Raw genomic sequence first — 25,440 nt, forward strand, 5'->3', positions numbered from 1 at the left:
TACGAAACAAGGAGATAAGACGCAGGTGTACACCAATGCGTCTCTCTCATCGCCGCGGCACGGGTGTCAGGGCATCACTTCCCGGCGATAAATAATTCTGTCATTACCCCGATCCCGGCCAAAGATGGCCTCCCCCAGCAGGTGATCCGCCGTGGCCGGGTCCGCCAGCCAGAGGGGAGAGAGGGGCTGTTTGTCCAGCAGGATCTCGTAGGGAATGCGCACACTCTGGTTCGGCGCGGCGAAGTGGAACCGGGTCTCCCCGCCCTCGACGCGCCCCTCGCTGCCACCGGGGGCAACCTGCCCCAGGCCGAGGCGGATCCGGGCGCCATCCTGGAGGCCCAGCTCCCCGGTCGCGGCGTCGTAATGTTGCTCGCCATCGGTAAAGCGAATGCCTTCGTTCGCGAGGGATATCCGGGTACAGAGATCGTCCTGATTCACCCGCCACAGGCCCGCCTCGAAATATTGCACCTGGAGCGGCAGTGCCAGGGGGGCACTGGCGGCCCCCTGACGGGTGCTGGCCAGCAGGCGGCCGTAGTAGGCGATCATGGTGTTGTCCGTCCCCTGCGGGACATCGAGCCGCTTCGCGGTGCAATTCACCCCGCTCTGGCAGGTGCCGGTCACGGCGGGATTCATGTCCCGGTCGGCGAGGAAGCTGGTCTCGGGCGTCTCGCCATCCGCGACCCGAAGGCCGAACTGCAGCCGCCGCAACGGCTCTTCCGGCGCACTCAGGCCCGGGGTCAGCTCGCGCAACCGCATAAAGCGGCTCTGGCCGGTGAAGTCCGCCACGCCGGCGGACCAGCTGGTCACCAGGGGATCCAGCCGGTTGGATCTGTCCACCCCGTCCTGGTTGTTGGCGACCACCAGGGTGAGGGCACCCCTGGCAAAGGCATCACGGTAGTTCTTCGTGACGCTCCCTTCCTTGTTGCGCGCCTGCACCGTTGTCTGCACGTCAAATGGCTGGCTCATATAGCTGAAACCGCCGCAGGCCGGAGTGACGGTGCCGCTCACCAGATTGAAGTCCCAGGGTACGAAGCGCCCCACCGGCACGCTGCTGGCAGGGGGGATGGTGTACCCGAAGTAACCCGAGGCCGGCGGGGTCGCCGTCATCCGGAACACCCCGACCTCATTGACCGTCTGGGTGAGGGGGTTGAGGTTGCTACTGCCCTGCTGGTTGGAGTGGTCATAGCTGACAGTGCCGACCACTGCCTCCACACCGGGTGAAGGAGCCACCAGCTGGCTGCCAAGGGCGATATTGGCCAGCGTAAAGTTGGGAGTGGGCAGGTTGCCGCTACAGAAGTCGGTATCAATGTCGGCCTGCCAGGCCATGGCAGCAACGGTCAGCGGGAATGCCTCTCCCGTTCGCTTGAACAGCGGGCAGCTACTGTTGCCTGCCGCGCAGGCTCCCTGGGTTGGCGTGATGCAGAGCCCCACCGGACGGCTGATGAAGGTGTCCGACCCCGTCATCACCAGCCCCGCCGTATCTCCGCTGCCATCGTGGCGGGCATTGAGCCGCATCTGGCCCGCGTCTGGATAGCGAACATTCTTCAGGGTCGCCTTGCCCTGGCTATCGAAGTTCACGTTGATGACAGTGCCCGTCGGCGACGCCACATTGGCCGCATATGTCGAGACAGGGTTGCCATCTATCGCGACCTTGCTGCCAAATGCATTGGCATCGGGAGTGATATAAGCGCCCCAGAAGCTGACCGGCTTGCTCACGCCGGCGAAGCCGGGCACGCACTGCTTGGTCGCATCGTCTTTCTTGACGGCGCTGATCACCACATCCTGCGGCCTGTTGGCATAGGTATCCAGCACATCGAACACGAAGCCGCTGTCGGCAAAATTGAGGGTACAGGCAGCGGCACTCAGGGCGCCGCTGCCGGCGCGGCACAGGGTAGTACTGAGCGGCCTGGTGGCGGGTGTCGAGCCGCTCACCCCGACGGTCATGGCCGTCGCCAGATTGTTGCGAAGCTGCAGGGTCGTGGTGCCACCGCTGAAGGTCACGGTGGCGGCGTTGCCTCCATAGGCCACCTGGCTGCTGGCCACCCAGCCATTGCTGCCGCTCTTGAGCGGGGTCAGCGTGGCGCTCACCTGACCCGTGACCAGCAGGCTGCAACTGGCGTTGGCACAGGCGCGTATGGTCAGGGTCTCCGGATTGCAGGTCAGGGCGTTGCCACTGTGATCGAACTCGAAGTGATCGATCTGGGTGCCCACCGGGTTCGAACGCAGGGCGCAGATCTGGACGTTGTCGATCTGGTGGGCGTTGGTCAGCTCCCCCGTGGAGCCTGTCAACGACAGCAGCAGGTTCTCCGGGATCGCCGCCTGGCCGCTCTGGGCGGCGGCATTGAAGCTGCCGATCAGGGTGCTGTAGCCGCTGCCGGTGTTGCGCTCCACCTTGACCAGAGACTGGCCGCTGACCCGGGAGTCGACCGTCAGCCGATAGCGGTGTGGCCGGTTGGTGTTGGTGCCGCTGTCCACGGTCGGCGACAGGCAGTTGCCCGTAGTGTTGGTGGTGCCGTCGTTGCAGGTTCCCTTGAGATAGTTGTAGCCGCTGGTGCCCGAACCCGAGCCCCGCACCACGACCGACTGGCGACGCTGGCCCACGTTGATCGTGCCCCCCTCGCCGGAGAAGTTGCCGAACTCATCGATGCCTATCCCCAGCCAGCCCCCCGCAAACCCGTTCAACCCCGGTTTGAAGCCGTAACCGAGCGGTCCGCCGAAGGCACCGGGCTGGGGGGTCACCCTGGCGTCGGAGAGCACCACCGCCATGCCGTCCGCCCCGTTGCCGCTGTGGGCGTACTGGTCGAACTCTATGGTCACCAGGTTGTTGGCGGCGGGGAAGAGCCGCTGGTAAGTGGCCGAGGTGGATTGCTTGGTGCTGGCCTGGGTCATCCCCAGCCGACCATTGACGATGGCCGGGGTAAAGCTGCCGCTGCTGCGGGCCACCACCCAATTATTGCCGAGGGCGCTGGCGGAGAAGTCGTCGCTGAAGCAGGTGAGCAAGGGCTCACCGCTGTCATAGATGACCTTGCTGTTGCCCTTCAGATTGACGTTCCTGGCGCTCAGCTGGCCCCGCAGCACCACCTCATTCTCGAAGGTGGCGTCCCCTTCCGCGTAATAGGTCCCGGCCAGCTGGTCACTGCCGGTGAGCATGAGGCTGCCGACCACATAGGCCTTGAAGGCGGACCCCGTCTGCAGCTGCGAGTCGTTGTGCGCCGTGATGTCGCCCTTGACGTAAAACGAGGTGGTGCCGCTGCCAACCAGCTTGATAAGGCTGCCCCCCGTCAGTTGCAGATCACCCTCTATGATGTAGGTCTTGCCAGCCGTCAGCGTCATCACGCCGCCATTTTGCATGGTCAGGCTCTTGATCACATAGGTGCTGTATTTGTCCGAGAAGCTGACATTGCCAGACCCGTTGGCATTGACCAAGCCATCTATGGTCAGGCTGCCCAGATCCCAGCGGCTGCTGCTGGCCTCCTTGCCGTAGTTGGGGGTGGTCCCGAGGATGACGGTGGGGGTGGTCCAGTTCGCCACCGTATAGCTGGCCGAATCCGTGCTGCCCGGAAAGGCAGGGCGGGTTTGCTTCAGGCTCGCCACCCCGGTGATCTGGCACTTGCCCGTGCCGCAGGCCAGCGCGTTCATCTCATTCGTATACCCGGTGACCCGCTTGAAGCAGACCTCCAGGCCATTGTAATTCTCCACCCGGGCACCGGACTGCATATAGAGGGTACCGGCCGTATCGTGACTCTGGATGGGGCCGGGGAAGACGCTGTTACAATCCAGCGCGGCCTGGACCGGCAGGCACAGCAACAGCAACAGGGCGGCACACAGGCGACGCATCATGGGTTTACTCCATCGAAGGCTTCAGCCACCATAGTCCGGCTGACGGCAAAATCCGGGTTGGGGCCACTGTTCACGCCCGGATCGCCGCAGCGCCCCTCACTGCGGAATCTGTACCCGGTCTGGGTCCCTCCGGCCGCGCTCACGGCGATCTGCTGACAGCTCACCTCGGCTTCGCAATCCGCCAGCCCGGGCAGCGCAAAGGCGGTCGTGGTCGATGCATCACACCGCTGGGCGGTCCACTCGTCGTTTGGATAGAGTCGGTACAGCGCGATCTCCAGCCCGCTCTGGGCTGCCATCAGGGCCCGCACTCCGCGCACCTCCACCGTATTCTTCTCGCCGCTGTCCACCAGGAAACGGCCCATGGCAGCCGCCAGCAGCGCCATGATGACGATGACGAAGAGAGCGATCATGATGGCGCTGCCGCGCTGGGCGTGTCGCATACGGGGGGGCCTAGGGGACATTGAGCGTCTCCAACTTGTGGTTGAAGAGGACGCGCTCGCCGCGCTGCTCGAACTCCAGCCGCAGCCCCACCTCACTCGAGATAAAGGCAGCGGGATCCCGATAGAAATAGGAACCCGTACCTATATGCTCGGCCATCAGGGCCGGTGTGCTCCCGCTAAAATCCAGGCCGATGGCGGCGCTGGCCCGGGTCAGGGTGGTGCCCGTCACGCAGTAACGCACCTGCTGGCTGGCAAAGTAGACCCGTTGTCCCGGCGACTCCCTGGCAAAGCCACTGCCCAGTGTCATCGCCAGTGCCCCCGAGACCGGACTGCCCACGGTATCGACCCGGGCCACGCAGGTGCCATGGAGGCAGCCCTGAACCAGGGTCAGCACGGGGTCGGCAAGGGGGTAGACGATGGCACTCTCCCCGTCCCGGGGAAGCGGATCCGGCTCGACTATGGTGAGCCCGTTGCCGAGGGCCGAGCCCAGGTAACGGCTGGCGGTGGCGATGGGCCAGAGACGCAGGCAGGCCCCCTGCTCCAGGGCGTTGCCCCCCTCGTCCTCGATGCGCACCGACCCCGGCACCGCGTCCCGCACCTCGCGATTGAGCCGCTCCAGAGCGAAGCGGGCATCGCTCATCAACTGCTCGCGGCGGCTGGCATCCCCGTAGATCTGGGTGCCGATGCCGATGAACTGGCTGGAGAAGGTGGCCAAGACCCCGAGCAGCAGGATCACCATCACCAACTCCACCAGGGTGAACCCTCTCGATAGCGCGCGCATCAGTAGTTCCCCCGATAAAGGGCAAAGGCCAGCTCGCTCTTGTCCGGCAGGCGCACCCACAGCTCGATGCGCTTGCCGATGGACTCGGCGCCATGGCCCGTGCTGCCGAACAGGGTGTCGGGGGTGACAGCAATCTTCACCTGATAGTGGCGATACTCTTCGTCGCTGACACCGGCGGCAGTCTGGGTAAAGCGGTTGGCCTCCACCCAGCTCCCCCCGGTGTCGAAGTCGTCCACGTCGTTGAACCCATAGGGGCGGCTTTCGCCGCCGTCCGGGCCGTAGTCGGCAGGGGCTGTACAGGGGGAATAGGTTACGGCAGGCTCATCTGCCGTCTCGCCGCAGCGAAAACGCCCGCCGTTGTGATCCGAATGCTCGTCGAAGGACTTCTGCAGCACCTCGTTCAGGATGCGCTGGGCCAGCTGGGCCGCCCGCACCTGCTGCACCGGATCCACCGCCTGGGGCGCCTGGTTGATAAGGAGCCCCAGGATGCCGGTCAACGCGATGGCCAGCAGCACGATGCCGACCACGAACTCGACCAGGGTGAAGCCGCGGCGAGCCTTAGGGGATCGCATGGATATAGCCTTCGGGCTCGATGCGCAGCCGGGCGCTTTCCCTGCCGTCGCTCACCACCAGGTTACAACCACCGGTGCAGGTTGACGGAGAGAGGGGGCGGCCGCTGCGCTTGTCGAAAGAGAAGCTGCCTTGGGGGAGGGAGAGGCCACCGGAGGCCGTAACCAGCCGCCCCCGGGTCTGCTCATCCCCGCTCCAGCCAGCGATGGGTCCGGGCGTACAGCTCCCCGTCCGGGTCAGGTGGCCGAAGCGGTTGGCCTCCAGCACCAGCTGGGTACAACGCCCTTCCCCTTCATGCATGTTCATGGTCTGCACCAGCCGCAGCCGGGCCACCAGCTCGTCGCGCAGGGTATGGGTTTCAAAGCCGCCTTTGCCCAGCCACTTGGGCACGGCAAAGGCGGCCAGAATCCCGAGCAACAGGATCACGATGACCAGTTCAATCAGGGTGAAGCCCTTGGTTGTTGCCATTCGGATTCTCACCGGAACAAAAGAGAAAGCGAGGCCGAAGCCTCGCTTGCTTATCACTGAATTAACTACATTTCCCTGCATCAGCATCCAGCTTGCCCACCTTGGATGTGGCAGCTGTAGTGCTTGAACCCTGGGTGTACAAAACACACTCAGCATCTTTCTTATTTGCAGTCGGTACAAATTGATAAGTTGTAGTACTGCCAGAAACGGTGGAACCACTCCAGCCACCATCAAGATTGATAGCAGCCTCAATACCGTCTTTGGAGGCTTTTGGATAACCAGCAAAAATCTTGATTGTTGTTGACCCGGCTCCGCTTACAGTCGCATTTCCGGTTTCATCTTTTTCTTTCCCATCAAGCACTGCGCGGCTATACACCAGCTGGGCAGAACTTTGTACCGCCGCCAACACTCCATTAGCAGCTGCTTTTTTCGCATCATCCTGCAGATTCAGGAACTTGGGTGCGGCGGTGACCGCCAGAATGCCTAGAATGATGATCACGATGACCAGTTCGATCAGGGTGAAACCCGATTGCTTCTTCATTACGTCTTTCCTCGGTTTATCAATTGATATGGGTGGTCACCTGGCCGGAGGCCGGGCGGTAACTGAAACTCATGTAGGCGTCCGTGCTCCCTTGCGGGTCCTGATAGCGCCCATCGCTGCCCTTGCTCAGGCTGTTGACCAGATAGTAACGACAGACTGAATCGAGTCCGTTTCTGCTCACGGTAGCATAAAACTTCAGGTCATTGCCGCTGCCGCGTACCTCGTTAAAGCTGGTGGTCGCCTTGGGCGGATTCTGCAACAGTCCCTCCCAGATATTGAGGCAGCGGGCCGCCGTCAGGCTGGCCGGGTTCACATCGGCGCTGCCACTCGCCGCCGTGTCCATAGGATACCCCGGGGAGAGTTCGCCGTTATTGACCTGAGTGTCGGTTGGCGTCGTCAGGTAAAAACGCGAGCCGTCATAGAGCACTGTGTTGAGCCCATCCTGTTTGGCGCGCCCTTCCGCCTCCCACTGTGCCCGCACCAGGGAGACGCCGGTAGCGAACCCGCCGGAGACCCCCTCCACGCTCGCCTTCTTCGCCTCGTCGGTCACGTCGAGAAAGCGGGGCAAGGCGGTGACGGCCAGGATCCCCAGGATGACAATGACGATCACCAGCTCGATCAGGGAGAAGCCCCCCATCCTGCCGGGGCCCCGACAGGGACTCACTCTCTTTGCTGTCATGCTGCCTCCGTAATGTTGTGCATTATTTCATGCAGATAGAAAAAAATCATGTCGATGAAGTACTTGAGAGGGGGCGCTCAAGGCTTGACCACCCTGCCATCGTGAAAACGGTAGCTCAGCCAGTGCGCCTCCCGGCCGAATTCGCACCCGGATCCATCCCGGCTGGCGAGCCCCTGCCATGACGGCATCCCCTGTTCCTCCGGCCCTATCAGGGCCAGCCACAGCTGGCGGCAGTTCTCGGACGGTGAACCCAGTGGCAGCACCCCCAGCGGCCAGCCCCGCTCGTCGAACTGCCAGGCCAGGCCCTCGGCGTGAAGCACGGCGGGGCGCCGCTCATCGAGCCAGCGCCCGTGCAGCCGTTGGATCCGCTCGGCAAACTGCTCCCCGAGCAGGCTCAGGCTGACCGCCAGCGCCTCTTCCCTGTGGCTGCGATAGCTCATGGCCAGGGTGGCGAGGATGATCAGCAGCAGGGCAAGGGCGACCATCCGCCGATACCCTCCCAGCCAGCGATCATCCAGTTCGGACTGTCTGCTCATCCCTTTACTGTCCTCGCACCGCCCTCATCATGTCCCCCTCCAGGAGGAGTGAAGAGGCCGAACCCCATCATTGACCACGCACGGCCCTCATCATGTCCCCCTCCAGGAGGAGTGAAGAGGCAGAACCCCATCATTGACCACGCACCGCCCGCATCATGTCCCACATGGGGGTAAAGATCCCCAGGGCCAGGACCAGGACCATGACGGCGACGATGCCGATCAGGATGGGTTCGATGCGGGCGGTGAGGCTCTTGAGGTCATAGTCCACCTCCCGCTCGTAAAACTCGGCCGCCTCGTGCAGCAGCTCGTCCACCTGGCCCGTCTCCTCCCCCACGGCGATCATCTGCATCACCAGGGGGGTGAACAGGCCGCTGGCCCCGGCGGTGCGCAGCAGACTCTCCCCCCGTTCGATGCCGCCCCGCATGTCGCGGATCCGCCCGGCCATATACGCATTGTCCACCGCATCGGCCACCAGGGTGAGCGCCGTGTTCAGCGGAACCCCGGCCTTGAGCATCATGGAGAAGCTGCGGGCGAAGCGGGCCAGCAGGGAGCGCTCTATGATGGAGCCGACGATGGGCAACCGGAGCTGCCAGCGGTGCCAGGCCAGCTTGCCCCTGGTCGTGGCAATCCAGCGGCGCCAGCCGACGACCGCCCCCACCAGGATGGCCAGCAGCAGCCACCAGTAGTGGACGAAGAAGTGGGAGGTGGCGAGCAGGATCCGGGTCGCGAGCGGCAGCTCGACGCCAAACTTGGCGAACATGTTGGCAAAGACCGGGATCACCATGATGTTGAGGATCACCATGGCCACGCCGATGGCGATCATCACGAAGCTGGGGTAGCGCATGGCGGTCTTGATCCGCTTGCGGGTCTCCAGCTCCAGATCGAAATAATTGGCGAGCTGCAGAAAGGCCTCTTCCAGCTGGCCCGTGTTCTCCCCCACGTGGATGATGGCCACGAAGAGGTTGCTGAACACCCTGGGGTGCGACTGCATCGCGCTCGACAGCGGCCGCCCGTTGCCGAGATCCTCCCCCAGAGCGTGGAGCGCCCGCTTGAGGGGCTTGCTGTGGGCGCTCTCCTCCAGCCCGGCGATGGCGCGCAGTATGGGGATGCCCGCCCGGGTCAGGGCATACATCTGGCGGCTGAATACCACCAGCTCCTCCAGCTTGACACCCCCCTCCAGCAGCAGGGACCAGTCGATGGACGCCGCTTTCGCCTGGCTGGCCTTCAGCTCGGTGGGCATCACCCCCCGGCGCATCAGCTGCTCGGCTGCCGCCAGCTCGCTGGCCGCCTCCACCACGCCACTGACGGCCTGGCCCTGGTTGTCGCGCCCCTTGTAGGCAAAGCGGCTCATGGGCGGCCTCGATCGCCCGGGGGGCACTGTGATGCACTGCTATGGGTGTGAGTCATGACTTACCCCAGATCCTCCGCCAGCCTGAGCACCTCGTCCACCGAGGTGATCCCCTCCCGGGCATAGTCGAGCGCCGTGAGGGCCAGGGGCCTGTAGTGTGCGTGCTCCCGCGCCGACCGGGCGAAGCCTTCGGCATCGTTGCGGCGCAGGGCGTCCATCATGGGCTGATCCAGCTCCAGCAGCTCATACACCCCGATCCGGCCCGCATAGCCGGTGAAGTTGCAGCTCTGGCAGCCGCGCCCTTTGCGATAGACATGCTGGCCCGGCACCTCGCCGCTGAGGGCACCGAGCCAGGTGGCCTGCCCCTCGTCCGGCGCGCTCTCGCAGGCGCAGTGTTCACACACCCGCCGCACCAGGCGCTGGGCCACCACGGCCCGCAGCGCGCTCGCCACCAGATAGCCGGGCGCCCCCATGTCGATGAGGCGCAGGGCGCTGGTGACGGCGTCGTTGGTGTGCAGGGTGGTCAGCACCAGGTGGCCCGTGATGGCGCCGCGCAGGCCGATCTCCACCGTCTCGTTGTCCCGCATCTCCCCCACCAGCAGGATGTCCGGATCCTGGCGCAGAGTGGAGCGCAATACCTGGGAGAAGGTGAGCCCTATCTTGGGATTGACCTGTACCTGGTTGATCCTCGGCAGACGGTATTCCACCGGATCTTCCACCGTGATGATCTTGTGGCTCGCCTGGTTGAGCTCGGAGAGCGCACCATAGAGGGTGGTGGTCTTGCCGCTGCCGGTGGGGCCCGTCACCAGGATCATGCCGTGGGGACGCTTGAGCTGGCGACGGAAGCGCGCCAGCATGGCCGGTGGCATGCCGGTCTCGACCAGGGAGAGGATGCCGGAAGACTGGTCCAGCAGGCGCATCACCACGGACTCGCCGTACTGTACCGGCATGGTGGACATCCGCACATCCACGTCGCGGCCACGCACCTTCATGTTGAAGCGGCCATCCTGGGGCAGTCGCTTCTCCGAGATGTCGAGCCCCGCCACCAGCTTGAGGCGCAGCACCAGCGCCTGGGCGATGCGCACCTCGCTCAGTATGTTCTCATGCAGCACGCCGTCGATCCGCTGGCGGATGCGCAGCACCTTCTCGTCCGGCTCGATGTGGATATCCGACGCCCCCACCTGCACCGCGTCCTCGAACAGGGAGCGCAGCAGCTTGGCCACCGTCGCCTCTCCCTCGTCGGCACCGGTATTCAGGCCGCTGTTGCCGAGCTCGAAGCCGGTCTCCTGGTGCTCCTCGTGCAGTTGCACCGCGAAGTTCTCTATCTCCCGGGTGCGGCGGTAGAGGCGGTCGAAATACTCCAGCAGCTGCCCTTCCCTGGCCACCGCCAGCACCAGCTCCCGCGGGTTTAGCAGCGCCGCGATGGCGTCGAGGGCGCTGAGATCTGCGGGATCCGACATCACCACCGTCACCTTGTCGTCGGTGAGGTTCACCGCCAGCGCCCGGTAACGGCGCGCCTGCACCTCGGGCAGCAGGGTCACGGCCGAGGCGTCTATGGTGAGGTTGTTGAGATCGAAGAAGGGCACGTCCAGCTGGCGGGCGAGGAAGGTCAGCAGCTGCACCTCGCTGATGAAGCCGAGATCGATGAGGGTGGTGCCCAGCTTGCGGCCGGTGTGGCGCTGCTGCTGCAGGGCGAGCTGCAGCTGATCATCCGAGATGATCTGCTCCTGAACCAGCAGGTCGCCAAGGCGCATCTTCAGTCTGGGTTGTGCCATTTACACTCCAAATCGGTTGCTTCACTCCCGCCCTTGGGCCGCCCGACCTGTGCCGGTCGCCCTCGGGTTACGGCGGGTTCTTAGGGGTTCAACTGGGCGATGCGCTGCTCCAGCCACTGGGTCGAGGCCTCGCCCAGCTCGCCGTGCAGCTGGGCGTTGCGATAGGCATCCAGCGCCCGCTGGCGGTGGCCCTGGCCGTCCTCGGCCACGCCGAGCCCCAGCCACCAGCGCCCCTGATCCGGCTGCTGGCGCAGCAGCCTGACGTACAGCTCGGACGCCTGGCCGGACTGGCCCAGCTCCTGGGCGAGCCCGGCCCAGGTGGCGTAGTAGTCGAGGTTGGTGGCCAGCTCGGGCCGATAGCCGGTGAGCCAGTCCAGCGCCTTCTGGCGCTCGCCACCAGCGATGGCCACCCGGGCCAGCAGCAGGCGCAGATCGGCCTGGGCCGGATCCAGGCTCAAGCCCTCCTCCAATACACGAGCCGCCTCCGCCAGCCGCCCCGCCCCGTAGAGCAGGCCCGCCAGCTGTTCGCGCGCGCCCTGATTGTGGGGGTCATGGGCCAGCACCTCGTAGTAGTTGTCCTGGGCTTCCTGCATCTGTCCCTTGGCCATGGCGGTGGTCGCCTTGCGTTCCGCCAGGGCGGCCAGCTCGGAGGGGGAGAGCTCCACCGTCTCGATCTTCAGGATCCCGGGCTTGCGCGGGGCCGGGACGGCCGGCGCCGCCTCCTGTGCCTCCTGCTCCACGGCCAGCTCGGCATAGAGATCCGGTTGCAACTCCTCGTCGCTCGGGATCGCCTCGTCCACCGGCACCTCGTCTACCTGGTTCTCATCCGCCTGATCCTCATCGGCCTGGGCCACGGACGCCGGCTGGGCCTCATCGACAGGCGCCTGCGTCTGGGCCGGGATCGACGCCCTCGCGGGGGACGCCGCCAGCACGCTCGTCGCGCCCACCGAAGAGGCGCTGGGCACTGCCGTGCTCACCATCGCAGGGAGAGCGGACGAGACGATTGGAGTGACAACCGCAGACGACACCTGGGCCGGAGATGCGACGGCCCGGAGCTCGACCCGCGCCGTTGGCTGGGTGGCCCGCTGGCTCTGCTGCCAGTAGATCCAAGTGCGCCAGCCGAGGATCGCCAGGGCCAGGGTGCACAGCAGGGTCAGCACCAGCATCCACCAGCCCTGCTGGCGCACCGGCGCCACGTAGACGGCGCTCTCCTCGGCGCCCGGCTGGCGTCGCTCCAGATCCTTCAACATCTGATTGATCACGCTCATGACCAGACTCCATAGGCCAGGGCAGCCCCCAGCAACAGCAACAGGGGCCACCAGCGGGGGACGCTGCGCACGCCGGCATCATCGGTATCGCGGATGGCGAGACGCACCAGGGCGCTGTCGACCCGGCGCTCCCCGCGGCCGTAGGCCAGCATCAGGCACTTCTGGGCCAGCACGTTGATGAGCCGGGGAATGCCTCGGGAGGCCCGCCACAGGCGGCGCAGGGCCCGCCCCTCGAACAGTGCAGCCCCGCGATAGCCCGAGACCTGCAGCCGGTATTCCAGATAGGCCCGGGTCTCGTCGAGCCGCAGCGGCCGCAAACGGTAGGAGAAGCCGATACGCTGGCGCAGCTGGCGCAGATGGGGTTTGCCGAGCCGCTTATCCAGCTCGGGCTGGCCGAACAGCACGATCTGCAGCAGCTTGCTCGATTCGGTCTCCAGGTTGCCAAACAGCCGGATCGCCTCCAGGGTCTCGTCCGGCAGGGCCTGCGCCTCGTCGATGAGCACCACCACCCGGCTTCCCTGTCTGTGCAGGGCGATGAGGTGGCGGTGGATGCGATCCGTGAGATCCAGCTCGCTCTCCCCCGCCAGCGGCAATCCCAGCTCCAGGGCCAGGGCAGTGCGCAGCTCCCCCGGGGTGAGGTGAGGGTTGGGCAGCCAGGCCAGGCGCACCGGGTGCGCCTCCGAGCCCAGCTCGCTCAGCAGCTTGCGACAGAGCAGCGTCTTGCCGGTACCCACCTCGCCGGTCACCTTGATGAAGCCCTCTCCCTGCCCCAGCGCCCAGTTGAGCACCTGCATCGCCTCCTCGTGGGGCGGCAGGCCGTAATAGAAGCCGGTGTTCGGGGTCAGGCCGAAGGGGGCCTCCCGCAGGCCGAAATGGCTCAGATACATGTTCCCTCCCCGTTCCCGTCAGCCCCAAGATGGGGGGCCGCTGCGGCAACAGGCCGGCGAGATGGCGCTGGCACTATGGGGGGGCGCATCATGGCTTAGCCCTTGGGCGGATACCACTTGTCGAGCAGCTCGGAGGAGCGTTGCAGCTCCTGCTGCCAGGTGTCCTTCTCCACCACGGTCGGCTTGAGCATGATCACCAGCTCCACCTTGCGGTTGCTCTCGCGGCGGTTGGTAAAGGCCTCGCCGACCCAAGGAATGTCCCCGAGCAGGGGCACCTTGCTGACGATCTCCTGCTTGTCGGTCTTCATCAGGCCGCCGATGACCACGATGTCGCCGTTGTTGGCCTGCACCACGGTATCCGACTCGCGGATGGAGCTCTTGGCGAGCGGCAGCACCAGGGGATCGGTGGTGCCGACGTTGATGGTCTTGCTCTGCTCCTCGGTATCGATGACGGAGGGGTGGATGTGCAGCAGCACCCGGCCCTGCTCATCGATCTGCGGCGTCACGTCCAGGGCGATGCCCGAGAAGAAGGGGGTCAGCTCCACGTTCGGGGTGACGATGGGGGCCGAATTGCCCGAGGTGGTGGTGGTGGTCGAGGCGTTGGTGACGAAGTACTCGTCCGTCCCCACCTTGATCACCGCTTTCTGGTTGTTGGTGGCGGTGACGCGCGGGCTCGACAGGGTGTTCACGTCCCCCTGGGTCTTGAGCAGGCTGACCGCCACATTGAAGTTGCCGTCGGAGATGGTGAAGCCGGCACCGCCCCCCAGCGCCCGGAAGATCTGGTTGGGAGTCGAGGCGATCGGGCTGTCGAGCAGAGAGCCGCCCCCCGTGATGCCCTTGCCGCCGTCCCAGCTCGCGGAGAGACCGCTCCAGTCCACCCCCTGTTCGTAACCCTCGTTGAGGGAGACTTCCAGGATCCGCGCCTCCAGCACCACCTGGCGCTTGAGGTGTTCGCCGGACTGTTCCAGGAAATCGCGCACCGCCTTGAGCTCCTTCGGATAGGCGCGCACCGTGACGAGGCCCGCCTGGGGGCTGGTGATGACGGCTCTCCCCTCGCCGCTGCCAATCAGGGTCTGCAGGGCATCCCGCAGATCGGTCCAGTAGTCGTTGTTGCTGTCCGTCTCGATCCGGGTGCCGTTGCTGTTGCCGTTACCGTTGTTGCCGTTGTCGAAGCTGTTGCTGTTGTTGTTGTTGCTGCCGCTATTGTTCAGGCCGTTGTCGAAGTTGTTGTTATTGCCGTTGTCATTGTTGTCGTTGGCCGTCACCCCGCCGGTGCTCACCGAGGTGCGAGAGAGGCCGCGTCTGGCCATCATCAGGTAGTTGACCGGGATGGTCTCGGTGCGCAGGCCCGCCGGATAGACGTGGAAGACATTGCCCTTGCGCTGCACGTCGAAGCCGTACATGTCCCCCACCGTGGCCAGCGCCTCCTGCAGGGTCACGTCTTTCAATTCCACCGAGATGACGCCCGCCACCCCGGGGTGGACGGCGACGCTGTAGCGGGAGCCCTTGAACAGGGAGCCGAAAAACTCCACCGCATCCACGTCGTGGGCCGCGATGCGCATCCGCTTCTCGGGCACACTCAGGGGCTGCTGGGGACGGTTGAGCTGCAGCAGTTCGCTCTGCACCGAAGGAGGCAGGGTGGTCAGCGGGGCGGTCGGGGTCTGCTCGCTCATGGCCTGCTTGATCGCATCCTTGGCCTGTACCGGCTCGGGATGACGATAGGTAGTGCAACCCGCCACCGCCAGTGCGAGGGGAAGCAGACAAAAATGGTGTTTTTTCATGTTATTCGTGCACCTGACTCGCAATGAAACTCGACACATCTGGCCCGCAGCATCCCGCGCGGCAACCACTTCACATCCGGATCTTGCTGCCAAACAGGGTCAGTGTCTGGCGCTTGCCCGCCTTCTCCAGCACCACGCTGTCGGCGCTGATGCCCACCAGCCGGAACCCGTTGACCTGCTGGCCCACCCGGTAGCTCTGGCCGTTCAGCACCGCCAGGGCAGGCCCGTTGCCCAGGATGACGCTCTGCAGACGGGGCAGGCCGGCCTCCCTGGTCGCGTTCGCCGCCGGTACCGAACCGGCCAGGGGGGTGGTGGGATCCTGCAACACCTCGGCCTGGGCCAGCGGTCCCAACAGGCAGCCCCACAGGGCCAGCCAGCGGCAGGACGAGAGCGCAAAGACGCGGGATCCTGTCCCGCCGATACGCCACTTAACCACGGATAAACTCCTTGCTGGTGCTGAGGGTGTAGATCTCCATCTCCACCACCGCCCTGGGGTGCTCGACCACCCTGTAGTCGAAGCCCTTCCAGTAGAAGTGGCGAGGCAGGGCCTCCAGCGCCTTGAGGTACTGGTAGACGTCGAAATAGCCCCCCTCCAGCTGAAGCCGGAGCCCGTGCCTGAACAGGTTGGCCTTCTGCTGCCCGGCCATCAGCGGCTCGGGCTTGAGGGTGGTCAGCGCCAGCATATGCAGGTTGGCGGAGCGAGACAACAGGGCCTCCAGCACCGCTGGCATCTCCCGGGCCGGGATCAGATCCACCGTCTGGGCTTGCAGCCTGGCATCCAGCTGGGCCAGGGAGGCCTCCACACTGGCCAGCTGTTCCCGGGCGCGGGCGTTGGGATCCCGCCCCAGCCGGGCCTGCTTGCCCTGGTTCTCCAGGGTCAGGATCTCCAGATCCCGTTCGGCGGCGGTCAACGCCTGCCGAGTCTGGTTCAGGCGGGTATCGGCAGCATCCAGCCAGCCATAGACGCCGGCGGCGCCCAGCAGGATCACCCCGGTCAGCAGGATCAGGACCCGCTCCCGCAGGCTGAGGGCGGCGACCCGCGCCGCCCATGCCTGCCACTGTGCCTTCATCTCCATCAAGGGGTCTCCCGCGCTATGCCGCTGAGCTGGAAGGCCAGCTGGCCCTGCTTGTCCCGGCTCAGGGTGAGCTCGCCAAACTCCTTGCCCGCCAGGGAGGGCGTCTGCTTGAAGCGGTTCACCCAGGCGGGCACATCCTGGCTGCGTTCGGCCACCCCGGAGAGGTTGATCCGCCCCTCGCTTATCTCTATCCGCTGCAGGGAGAGACGGTCATCCCGCAGGCGGGCCAGATCCGCCATCACGCCGGCGTACCCCCGGGATTTTTGCAGGGAGAGGTCGCCGAGCTGCTGCATCAGCGCCTGCTTGGCCCCCAGTTCTTCCCGCTTGTCGGCCAGTTGCTGTTGCAACCGAGCGTCCGCCTGGTGGCGTGCCAGCTCGCCGTCGAGCCGTGCCGCCTCGCCGCGCTGCACGTCGAGCTGCGCCCGCAGTTGGGCCAGCTCGCGATCGACGCCCCGCTGCTGCCAGCCATAGGCCAGGGTGACCGCGGCCAGCACCAGCAGAACGGCTCCCCAGACCAGGCTCATCTGGGAGAGGCTGGCCCACAGGCGTCTTGGCCGGAATTCGGCCCCATAGAGGTTGATATGATGCTTCATCGCTCGCTCCTGCCCAGGGCCGCGCCATAGGCGCAGAGGTATTCAACCCCCGCGAGGACCGCCTTGTTGGCCATGGCGGAGACCGGGAAGCCGAAAGCCTGCTCCAGGTGGCGAACCAGCAACCCGATGGCGGAAGAGGCGATGGCGAGTTGCAGCTGGCCCGGCTCCGGCAGCTTGAGGTGGCCGGCCAGGTAGTCGATGGAGCGCTGGAGCTCCAGCGCCAGCCCGTCGAGCTGTTCGATGTCGGGCTCACGGGGGCCGGTGAGGGCGGCAAAGCCGCGCAACTGGCGGGAGAAGCAGAGCCCGCCCCGGTGGAAGACCAGCAGTTGCAGCTCCTGCCCCCTGGGTTGCCAGAGCAGCATGCGCACCGTCTGATCCTCCTCGTAGAGGGCCGTCATGGCCAGCTCGTCGCTGACGATGGCGTCCAGGGTGGCCACGCCGTTGACCGCGTCCGCCACCAGCTGGATCCGGCTCTTCGGCACGCAGATCACGTTGATCCTCGGGCTGCCCGCGGGGGGAGTCGGCAGATCCACGTAATCCATGGCGAGCTGCAGCACAGGCTCGTTGACGAAGTCCTTCACGGCCCAGGGCAGGGCCCCCGCCATCTCGGCATCGGGCACGGCGGGCTTGTCGATCTGGATCTGCTGATAAAGGCTGGCCCCGAGGGCCACCCGCACCTTAGACTTGGCCAGACCGTGCTGGGCGAACAGCTCCGTCGTAGCCCTGGCCCATTCGTGGGGACCATTGACGGCGCGACTGGTGAACACGGGCGCGGATCCCGGACAGGCCAGCAGGATGCGATCGCTGGCCAGCAGGAGTCCGACCTGATGGCTGGGAGGCGAGCGTCTGAACAATGATTTCATCTGGACCTGCACCTGGCGGTATGAAACGGATTAAACCTTAACATAAACAGGCGATTAGCCTCCAACTTTATGACAGACGATGCCTTGAAGGACGAGGGGGCGCCCTCCGGATGCAATCCGATTGAACCTCTGCAACTTCCCTCCCCCCTGCACCGGATCCACCACCCGCTGCTGACGGCCCATGGGGTCACGCTCTGGTGCAAACGGGACGATCTCATTCACCCGAGCCTGTCCGGCAACAAGTGGCGCAAGCTCAAGTACCATCTGCAGCAAGCCCGGGCACAGGGCAAGACCCACATACTGTCGTTTGGCGGTGCCTACTCCAATCACATCCACGCCCTGGCGGCGGCAGGGTGCAGATTGGGGCTGCGCACAACAGGCATCATACGCGGCGAAGCCGCCAGCGTCAGCAACGCGACCCTGAGCGCCGCCAGAGGCTGGGGAATGGATCTCGTTTTTGTCGATCGCCAGAGCTACCGGCGCCGCCAGGATCCCGCCTGGCTGGCCCAGTTCGAGGATGCCGACACCCTGATAGTCCCGGAGGGGGGGAGCAGCCCGCTGGCCCTCCCCGGGGTGGCCGAACTGGTGGACGAGCTGCCCTTCTCGCCGGATCTCTGGGTGTTGCCCTGCGCCAGCGGCGGCACCCTGGCAGGGCTCATCGCGGGCAAGCGTGAACGGGAGCGGATCCTGGCCATCGCCGTGATCAAGGGGGGAACCCAGCTGCGTGACGAGGTGTGCCGGCTCCATCCCGGGGCAGCCACCACGGAGGGTTGGCGCATCGCCCTGGAGCACCACGACGGCGGCTACGCCAGGTTCAGCCCGGCGCTCTGGCAGTGGGTGCAGGACTTCAGCGCCGAGACCGGCCTGCCGCTCGAACCCATCTACAGCGGCAAGGCGATGTGGGGACTGTTTAGGGAGCTGGAGGCCGGCCGCATCCCCCGCGGCAGCGAGGTGGTCTTCCTCCACACCGGCGGCCTGCAAGGGCTGGCGGGGCTGCGGGAACAGGGACGCCTGTAGTCGCCCTCCCTGTTGTCGCCCCGCCGGGCGGTCAGACGGGCATGGTGAGCGGCGCAGGCTCGGCGAACCAGGGCCCCTGCCCCGCGTGCACCCCGAGGTGGCGCAGCATCTTCCACTCGTCGCCGCTCTCCACCCCCACCGCGATCACCCGGGTCTGGGTGTTGGCGCAACCCCCCACCAGGCTGCGTACCGCCATCTGGTTGACCTGACGCAGGTGGATCTCCCGCACCAGGCTGGGATGCAGCTTGAGGAAGTGGATCTCGAACTCCTTGATGTACTGGGTGCTCACCACGTCCTGGCCCGCGTGATCGATGGCCAGCCTGCAACCCAGCATGCGCAGCGCCCGCAGCGGTCGCTTGAGCGCCTCGTAGTGGCGGGTCACCTGGGATTCCGACAACTGCAGGATCAGCCCCTCGTTGGTGCTGCGCGGCAGCTGGAACAGCTCGAAGAAGAGCTCGCGCTGGAACTCCCGGTTGAGCAGGTTCTGGGCGCTGAGGGAGAGGCTGACGGGGCAGCTCGACGCCGGCCGCTGGCGCAGCAGGCGCAGGGTGCTGGCGATCACCAGCCGATCCAGCGGCAGCAAGAGCCCGGCCTTCTCCGCCATGGGCATGAAGACCCCCGCCTGCAACTCCCGCCCCTGCTCGTCGTGGATGCGGATCAGCAGCTCCTGCTGCAGCACCACCTGATCCCGCTCCTGCTGCACCGGCTGCAGGTAGAAGGAGATCCCCTGCTCCTCGATACGCCGGGAGATCAGGGTGCGCCAGCGCACCGTCCCCTTGTTGCTCGCCTCCTCGTTGAGGGACTTCTCGAACAGGAACCAGCCGCTGTGTCCCTGCAGGCGCGCGCTCTTGAGCGCCAGCTCGGCCTCCTCCTGCACCTTGAGCAGGGAATCGTCCGCCTGATAGCAGACGGCACCCAGATAGACGGCCGTCTCCACATTGACCGACTCCGGCCAGTGCAGACGCTGCAGGCTCTTGAGCAACTGGCTGGCGCCGTCCACCATCTCGCTCTCGGACATGTTGGGCAGCAACACCGCAAAGACCTGGCCGGCATAGCGGGCCTGCAGAGCGCCGCTGTGCTTGCGCACGAAGGTACCGATGGAGGCGCTCGCCTCCATCAGCAGATCCTGGCTCGGGCGGCTGCTGAGCTCGGGATCCAGCTCCTCCAGACCGGCCAGCTCGATCAGCAGCACACCGCCACTGATCACGCTCGCCTCCATGATGGCACTCTCCAGCCGGTTGTCGAAGAAGAGGCGGTTGCCGATGCCCGTCGTCTTGTCGACGAAGGCGTTGCTGCGGATGAAGTTGTCGAACCGGCTGCGCTCCTTGCGGGCGTCCGCCAGCTCGGCCAGCAGGTAGTCGAGGGCCTGGCTGGCGGGAGCCGGCCACTCCTCGGCGGGATCATGGGCCAGCTTGGTGAGCTTGCCGTCCAGGATCAGCTGGGCGCGATCCGCCAGCAGCTCGGCGCCGCGCAGCTGCTGGCGCAACCAACGGATGGAGTACCAGAGCCCGAACACCACGATGAAGACCCCGAAGGAGATGCCGAACATGGCCCGCATGGAGTACTCGAACTCCTTGAACGGCCTGTCCAGCTTGAACTCGGCCCGCATGCCGGCCTGGTTGGGGATCGCCTTGCTGTAGGGGATCAGCAGGCTCTCGTCCGTCTGCTGCTGCACGTCGCGAAACCAGTAGACCCGCTGCTTGTCCTGGCGGATCTCCAGCTCGACCACGTGGGAGGCGCGCAACAGGGAGGGCAGCCAGCGGGCCAGGGCCTGCTGGTCGTCGGTCACCCCGAGCTGCTTGTCGATGATTTCCACCAGGGAGTCGACCCGGTTCTGCTGCAGCTCCATCCCCATCTGGCGGAAACTGAAGACCCCCCCCAGCATCACCATGGCCATGGCCGAGATCACGCACAGGGTAATAAAGGAGACGAGTTGAGTGGTCAGTTTCATGTGCCTTTCCGTAGCCGACAGCATCCATTGACCCTCATGGTATCAGCCTTGGCCAAAAGGCGCCTATGGATGAAGATCCCGCTTCTGCAAATAAGCGATGGCAGGCGTCAGACCGCGGCACCACGGCGCGAGGGAAAAATGGGGGACGGGAGCGAAATCAGGAAGAAAGGAGGTGACAAACGGGCAGAAAAATGGTCCCACTATGGGGACCAAAAGAAACACTCATATCAAAACTAACACTCTGTGCTACTGACAAAAATAGATACAGGAGTATTGAACACACGGTGAGTCAAACCGCACTGCTACTCTAGCCATTTCAGATAAGCTGGACAATTGTCATTTATGACAGGTCAGCGATTGAATCTTCACCGCTCGCTTTGTCATATTGGTTGTTTATCAAGGAATTAGCATTTTTGTTCCAAGTGTGACCGATTCGACTCAAATCGATGTAGCTAATGTTATGCTGGTTGAGCCTCAATCGAGTGACCTTGTTTCATGGAAGAAGGGTTTCCCTATGTCGACACGCTCTCCGTTATGGATTTCTTTGGGGCTGTTCTGTGCCCCCCTCCTCCTGATGCTGCTTCTCAGCCCCCTGCTGACCGACTGGCTGGCTCGCCACCTGCTCGAGTCGAAGGGAATGGAGCTGGCGGAGTTCCAGAAGGAACGCACCCGGATACTGGATCACCATGTGCCCCTCCAGCTGGATCGCTTCGTCTTTGACTGCGGCCCCAAGGACATGGCCCTGCTGAGAGAACCGGAATATTACAACCGCCATATCCGCCTGGCCGGCCTGCAACTGGCCAATGGGACGGGCTGCTCGACCCTGGGGCTGGCAGTCCCCCTGCTGTCCGGTGCGACTATGCCTACCGACCCGGGTCTCCACTTCACCAGTACAGTCCCCATGTTCGACACCGAGCGGGAGACCCTGGTCTATGGGAAGCGCGACAATAACCTCGCCTTCTGGGTGCTCGACAGCAGCTGGAGCCATGAGTTGCTGCGTACTCCATGCGACGACTGCTTCTACCTCGAATTCAACCACAAGGATCCGGCCCGGGCCGGGCTCTACTTCCCCCGGGGCAACAAGCACATACGGGAAGAGGCAAACGCCATCCGCGTGACCAGCATGGACGAGCTCCATCGGGTGGAGCAAGACCTGTGGGCGGGCAAGGCGCTGCACGACTATGCGAGAAGCCAGGTTCGCCATGACGGCCTCTGGTTCGGCGGAGCCCTGGGGCTGCTGCTGGTCGCCGCCTACTGGGGGCTTCGCAACTACCGGCGCTCCCTCAAGGGCCTGCTGCAGGCCGGGCTGGCACGCAAGGAGTTCATCCCCTTCTACCAGCCCGTGGTGGACAGCCGTACCCGGCAGGTGGTGGGGTTCGAGGCCCTGCTGCGCTGGCAGCGGGGGGGCGGCCTGGTCCCCCCAGGAGCCTTCATCGGTTATGCGGAGGAACAGGGACTGATCCTGCCCATGACCAGCCAGCTGCTGGAGAAAGTGATCGCCGATCTGCCCAAGCTCGCCGACGGACAGTGGGTCAGCGTCAACATAGTGGCCACCCACCTCGAACACCCCCACCTGCGCGAGCTGTTGCAGCAGAACGACTGGCCCTCCCCCATCAGGCTGACCTTCGAGCTCACGGAACGTGAGCCCATCAAGGATATAAAGACCGCCATGGGAGAGATCACCACGCTGCAGGAGAAGGGGTATCACATCAAGCTGGACGATTTTGGCACCGGCTATGGCGGCTTTGCCTACCTGCAGCGCCTCGGCATCCGCCAGATCAAGATCGACAAGATGTTCGTCGACACCATAGGCACGGACGATCTCAAGCGCAGTGTGCTGGACGCCATCATCGCCTTCGGCCGCAAGTCGGGCATGGAGATGATCGCCGAAGGGGTCGAGACCCAGGCCCAGGTCGACTATCTGAGCGAGCATGGCGTGTATCTCATCCAGGGTTATGTCTATGCCAAACCCATGTCCCTCAGCCAGTTGAAGATCTGGCAGATGGCCTGGAGTCAGAGCCGCACGAGCACCTGATGGCGGCGCCGGATCCGGGTGACGGGTCCGGCGCTCTCGCGATTTGTAACAAAATGATTTTCCCCTGAACGGACAACAGCCTTTATCATCTGCGGGTTCGTCACGCCGGTGACGACGCCAAGTCGCTCCATACCCTGTCGGCCACCGCCGCCCCGAGATGAGAACCACTGCCTATGAAGTCATTTATCCGCCAAGAGATTGCCCTGCCCGCCGGCCTGCTGACCCTGCTCTTCTTCAAGACGCTCGGCAGCGAGCTGCTGACGGAGGCAACCCCCCTTGCGGTCTACCTGCCGGTGTCGCTGCTCCTGCTGGCCGTCGTCACCTGGGCCATCTTCTCCGTCGTCCGTCACTCCGATGCCCTTGCCATCAAGCTCGGCGAACCCTTCGGCACCCTGATCCTCACCCTGTCGGTCATCTCCCTGGAGGTGGTGATGATCTCCTCCGTCATGCTGACCGGCGAGCCCAACCCCACCATGGCCCGTGACACCATGTTTGCGGTGGTGATGCTGGTGACCAACGGCCTGGTGGGCTTCACCCTGTTGTTCGGCGGCTGGCGCTACCACACCCAGAACTTCAATCTGGACGGGGTCAAATCCTATCTGGTGGCCATCATTCCCCTGGCCCTGCTCTGCCTGGTGCTGCCCAACTTCACCCAGGGGGGCTCCCAGGGCGGCCTGTCCGGCGCCATGTCCTGGATGCTGATCATCATCTCGCTGCTGCTCTACGGCGTCTTCCTGCTGATCCAGACTCGCAGCCACAGCCATTTCTTCGTCGACAGCGACCACGAGGATCACGAGGAGCACCACGGCCCCCTGCGCAGCAACGTCTATCACACCCTGCTGCTGCTGGCCTATCTGGTGGTGGTGATCCTGCTGGCCAAGACGCTGGCCATCCCCATCAATCACGGTGTCCATGTGATGGAGGCCCCGGCGGCCCTGGGTGGCTTCATCGTCGCCTGTATCGTGCTGGCGCCGGAGGCGGTCGGCGCCATCAAGGCGGCCTTCAACAACCAGCTGCAGCGCGCCATGAACCTCTACTTCGGCTCCGTGCTGGCCACCATCGCCCTCACCGTTCCCTCGGTGCTCTTCATCGGCTCCCTGGTGGGCCACGACGTGCGCCTCGGCCTCTCCCCGGCCGACATGGTGCTGCTCGTCACCACCCTCATGGTGTGCAAGGTGACCTTCAGCAGTGGCCGCACCCACGCCCTGCACGGCGCCACCCATCTGGTGCTCTTCGTGGTCTACCTGTTCCTGATGTTCGAACATGGCTAACGGCGCCGACTCTGCATGGTTCCATTCACAGCCCACCTGTTCCTGATGTTCGAGCACGGATAAGGGCGCCTGCCGTTGCCGCGCTGCCCGCTCCCGATGGCCAAGGACAGGAGCTGCACCCAAAACCCAGAAATGAAAAGACCGCCCCATGGGCGGTCTTTTTTTATGGTTTGCTCAGGCTTCGATTCAGAGGCTGGGCAGAGTCCCGGCCGGGATCAGGTCGTTGTAGCTGGCACGGCCCAGCAGCGCGGCGGCCGCCTCGATGTCCGGCGCGAAGTACCTATCCTTGTCGTAGAAGCTGACCTCTTCCCGCAGACGGCCCTTGGCCAGCTCGATGAGCTCGGTAGAACGCAGCGGCGCACGGAAATCCAGGCCCTGGGCAGCGGCCAGCAGCTCGACTGCCAGGATGCCGCGGGTGTTCTCCGCCATGTCCGCCAGACGGCGACCGGCGAAGGTGGCCATGGAAACGTGGTCCTCCTGGTTCGCCGAGGTGGGCAGGCTGTCCACCGAGGCCGGGTGCGCCAGGGTCTTGTTCTCGGAGGCGAGCGCCGCCGAGGTGACCTGGGCGATCATGAAGCCGGAGTTCACGCCGCCATTGTTGACCAGGAAGGCCGGCAGACCGGACATGCGCGAGTCGATGAGCAGCGCCATGCGACGCTCAGACAGGGAGCCGATCTCGGCGATGGCCAGGGCCAGGTTGTCGGCGGCGAAGGCCACGGGTTCTGCGTGGAAGTTACCGCCGGAGATGATCTCCTCATCCTCGGCAAACACCAGCGGGTTGTCGGAGACCGCGTTGGCCTCGCACACCAGCACCTCGGCGGCCTGACGGATCTGGGTCAGACAGGCGCCCATCACCTGGGGCTGGCAGCGCAGGGAGTAGGGATCCTGCACCTTCTCGCAGTTGTGGTGGGACATGCCGATCTCGCTGCCATCCACCAGCAGGTGGCGGTAGCAGGCGGCCGCGTCGATCTGGCCACGCTGGCCGCGCACCTCGTGAATGCGGGCATCGAACGGCCGGCGGCTGCCGAGGGCCGCCTCCACGCTCATGGCACCGATTGTGATGGCACCGGCGTAGAGGTCTTCGGCGTGGAACAGCCCTTCCAGCGCGAAGGCGGTGCTCGCCTGGGTGCCGTTGAGCAGGGCCAGCCCCTCTTTCGGCGCCAGGGAGATGGCCTCCAGGCCTGCAATCTTCAGGGCAGTCGCGGCGTCGATCAGCTCACCCTTGTGGCGCGCCTTGCCTTCCCCGATGAGCAGGCAGCTCATGTGGGCCAGGGGCGCCAGGTCGCCGGAGGCACCGACGGAGCCCTTCTTCGGCACCACGGGGTACACCTCGGCGTTGATGAGGCGCATCAGGGCCTCCAGCACCACCAGGCGGATGCCGGAGAAGCCGCGGGCCAGGGAGTTCAGTTTCAGCACCATCATCAGGCGCACGGTGGCGTCATCCATGTACTCGCCGATACCGGCGGCATGGGAGAGCACGATGGAGCGCTGCAGCTCGTCCAGCTGCTCTACCGGGATGCGGGTATTGGCCAGGAGGCCGAAGCCGGTGTTGATGCCGTACACCACGCGGTTTTGCTCGATCACCTTGGTGACCACGGCGGCGGAGGCGTGGATCCCCGGCAGGGCGGACGGGTCCAGACTGACGTGTACCGGCTCGCGGCTGACGCGGCGCAGGGTGGCGAGGCAGAGCTTGCCCGGTTGCAGATTGAGTTCGAACATC

The 25,440-nt window shown here is 65.0% G+C and carries 22 protein-coding genes; 3 read left to right on the forward strand and 19 right to left on the reverse strand.

Annotated elements, in window-relative coordinates; translation table 11 throughout:
• Nucleotides 1-66 precede the first annotated feature (66 nt).
• From I6L45_RS04785 to I6L45_RS04865, 17 genes are all read right to left on the reverse strand, one after another.
• The gene (locus tag I6L45_RS04785) at nt 67-3,840 is read right to left on the reverse strand and encodes a DUF6701 domain-containing protein (RefSeq protein WP_254204371.1); all 3,774 of its coding nucleotides are present in this window, start codon (nt 3,838-3,840) and stop codon (nt 67-69) included.
• Nucleotides 3,837-4,280, reverse strand: a complete 444-nt coding sequence (locus I6L45_RS04790) for an MSHA biogenesis protein MshP (RefSeq protein ID WP_254204372.1) — start codon at nt 4,278-4,280, stop codon at nt 3,837-3,839. The genes I6L45_RS04785 and I6L45_RS04790 overlap by 4 nt, the downstream gene beginning before the upstream one ends.
• 10 nt (nt 4,281-4,290) lie before the next feature.
• Nucleotides 4,291-5,061, reverse strand: coding sequence for a PilW family protein (locus tag I6L45_RS04795; RefSeq protein ID WP_216983586.1), 771 nt, complete (start codon nt 5,059-5,061; stop codon nt 4,291-4,293).
• Entirely contained in the window at nt 5,061-5,633 is a 573-nt protein-coding gene (locus I6L45_RS04800) for a type II secretion system protein (protein WP_216983587.1), read from the reverse strand. The genes I6L45_RS04795 and I6L45_RS04800 overlap by 1 nt, the downstream gene beginning before the upstream one ends.
• Entirely contained in the window at nt 5,620-6,099 is a 480-nt protein-coding gene (locus I6L45_RS04805; protein WP_216983588.1) for a Tfp pilus assembly protein FimT/FimU, read from the reverse strand. Before I6L45_RS04805 ends, I6L45_RS04800 begins: the two co-directional genes overlap by 14 nt.
• A gap of 61 nt (nt 6,100-6,160) precedes the next feature.
• The gene (locus I6L45_RS04810; RefSeq protein WP_109111820.1) at nt 6,161-6,640 is read right to left on the reverse strand and encodes a prepilin-type N-terminal cleavage/methylation domain-containing protein; all 480 of its coding nucleotides are present in this window, start codon (nt 6,638-6,640) and stop codon (nt 6,161-6,163) included.
• Between the two features lie 19 nt (nt 6,641-6,659).
• Nucleotides 6,660-7,319, reverse strand: a complete 660-nt coding sequence (locus I6L45_RS04815) for a prepilin-type N-terminal cleavage/methylation domain-containing protein (protein ID WP_216983589.1) — start codon at nt 7,317-7,319, stop codon at nt 6,660-6,662.
• Between the two features lie 77 nt (nt 7,320-7,396).
• A complete protein-coding gene (locus tag I6L45_RS04820) occupies nt 7,397-7,855 on the reverse strand; it encodes a hypothetical protein (RefSeq protein WP_216983590.1) in 459 nt (152 codons plus the stop codon).
• A 130-nt stretch (nt 7,856-7,985) separates the two neighbouring features.
• Nucleotides 7,986-9,206, reverse strand: a complete 1,221-nt coding sequence (locus I6L45_RS04825) for a type II secretion system F family protein (RefSeq protein WP_134696235.1) — start codon at nt 9,204-9,206, stop codon at nt 7,986-7,988.
• Nucleotides 9,207-9,265: 59 nt separating this feature from the next.
• Nucleotides 9,266-10,978, reverse strand: coding sequence for an MSHA fimbrial ATPase MshE (mshE, locus tag I6L45_RS04830; protein WP_216983591.1), 1,713 nt, complete (start codon nt 10,976-10,978; stop codon nt 9,266-9,268).
• A gap of 80 nt (nt 10,979-11,058) precedes the next feature.
• Nucleotides 11,059-12,246 (reverse strand): tetratricopeptide repeat protein, encoded by a 1,188-nt coding sequence (locus I6L45_RS04835; RefSeq protein WP_216983592.1) that lies wholly within the window; start codon nt 12,244-12,246, stop codon nt 11,059-11,061.
• On the reverse strand, nt 12,243-13,133 hold the full coding sequence (locus I6L45_RS04840) for an ExeA family protein (RefSeq protein ID WP_216983593.1): 891 nt from the start codon (nt 13,131-13,133) through the stop codon (nt 12,243-12,245). Before I6L45_RS04840 ends, I6L45_RS04835 begins: the two co-directional genes overlap by 4 nt.
• Nucleotides 13,134-13,228: 95 nt before the next feature.
• Nucleotides 13,229-14,914, reverse strand: coding sequence for a pilus (MSHA type) biogenesis protein MshL (gene mshL / locus I6L45_RS04845; RefSeq protein ID WP_216983594.1), 1,686 nt, complete (start codon nt 14,912-14,914; stop codon nt 13,229-13,231).
• 70 nt (nt 14,915-14,984) lie between these two features.
• Nucleotides 14,985-15,287 (reverse strand): MSHA biogenesis protein MshK, encoded by a 303-nt coding sequence (locus I6L45_RS04850; RefSeq protein WP_134696253.1) that lies wholly within the window; start codon nt 15,285-15,287, stop codon nt 14,985-14,987.
• A gap of 55 nt (nt 15,288-15,342) precedes the next feature.
• Entirely contained in the window at nt 15,343-15,990 is a 648-nt protein-coding gene (locus tag I6L45_RS04855) for a type 4a pilus biogenesis protein PilO (RefSeq protein WP_216983595.1), read from the reverse strand.
• Complete coding sequence (locus I6L45_RS04860; RefSeq protein ID WP_216983596.1) at nt 15,990-16,583, reverse strand: PilN domain-containing protein; 594 nt, start codon at nt 16,581-16,583, stop codon at nt 15,990-15,992. Before I6L45_RS04860 ends, I6L45_RS04855 begins: the two co-directional genes overlap by 1 nt.
• Nucleotides 16,580-17,446 carry a hypothetical protein gene (locus tag I6L45_RS04865; protein ID WP_043756857.1) on the reverse strand — a complete coding sequence of 289 codons (867 nt, stop codon included), beginning with the start codon at nt 17,444-17,446 and terminating at the stop codon, nt 16,580-16,582. The genes I6L45_RS04860 and I6L45_RS04865 overlap by 4 nt, the downstream gene beginning before the upstream one ends.
• 69 nt (nt 17,447-17,515) lie before the next feature.
• Between I6L45_RS04865 and I6L45_RS04870 the strand changes: the two genes are divergently transcribed.
• A complete protein-coding gene (locus I6L45_RS04870; protein WP_216983597.1) occupies nt 17,516-18,463 on the forward strand; it encodes a 1-aminocyclopropane-1-carboxylate deaminase/D-cysteine desulfhydrase in 948 nt (315 codons plus the stop codon).
• A gap of 31 nt (nt 18,464-18,494) precedes the next feature.
• Here the strand turns inward: I6L45_RS04870 and I6L45_RS04875 are convergent, their stop codons facing one another.
• Nucleotides 18,495-20,414 (reverse strand): EAL domain-containing protein, encoded by a 1,920-nt coding sequence (locus I6L45_RS04875; RefSeq protein WP_216983598.1) that lies wholly within the window; start codon nt 20,412-20,414, stop codon nt 18,495-18,497.
• Nucleotides 20,415-20,928: 514 nt separating this feature from the next.
• Between I6L45_RS04875 and I6L45_RS04880 the strand changes: the two genes are divergently transcribed.
• Nucleotides 20,929-22,449, forward strand: a complete 1,521-nt coding sequence (locus I6L45_RS04880) for an EAL domain-containing protein (RefSeq protein ID WP_216983599.1) — start codon at nt 20,929-20,931, stop codon at nt 22,447-22,449.
• 173 nt (nt 22,450-22,622) lie between these two features.
• Nucleotides 22,623-23,720, forward strand: coding sequence for a calcium:proton antiporter (locus I6L45_RS04885; RefSeq protein WP_042076170.1), 1,098 nt, complete (start codon nt 22,623-22,625; stop codon nt 23,718-23,720).
• A 186-nt stretch (nt 23,721-23,906) separates the two neighbouring features.
• Here I6L45_RS04885 and hutH read toward each other — a convergent pair whose 3' ends face one another.
• Entirely contained in the window at nt 23,907-25,439 is a 1,533-nt protein-coding gene (gene hutH, locus I6L45_RS04890; protein ID WP_216983600.1) for a histidine ammonia-lyase, read from the reverse strand.
• Nucleotide 25,440: the final 1 nt, after the last annotated feature.

The organism is Aeromonas sp. FDAARGOS 1415 (assembly GCF_019048365.1).
Classification (GTDB): Bacteria; Pseudomonadota; Gammaproteobacteria; order Enterobacterales; family Aeromonadaceae; genus Aeromonas; species Aeromonas taiwanensis.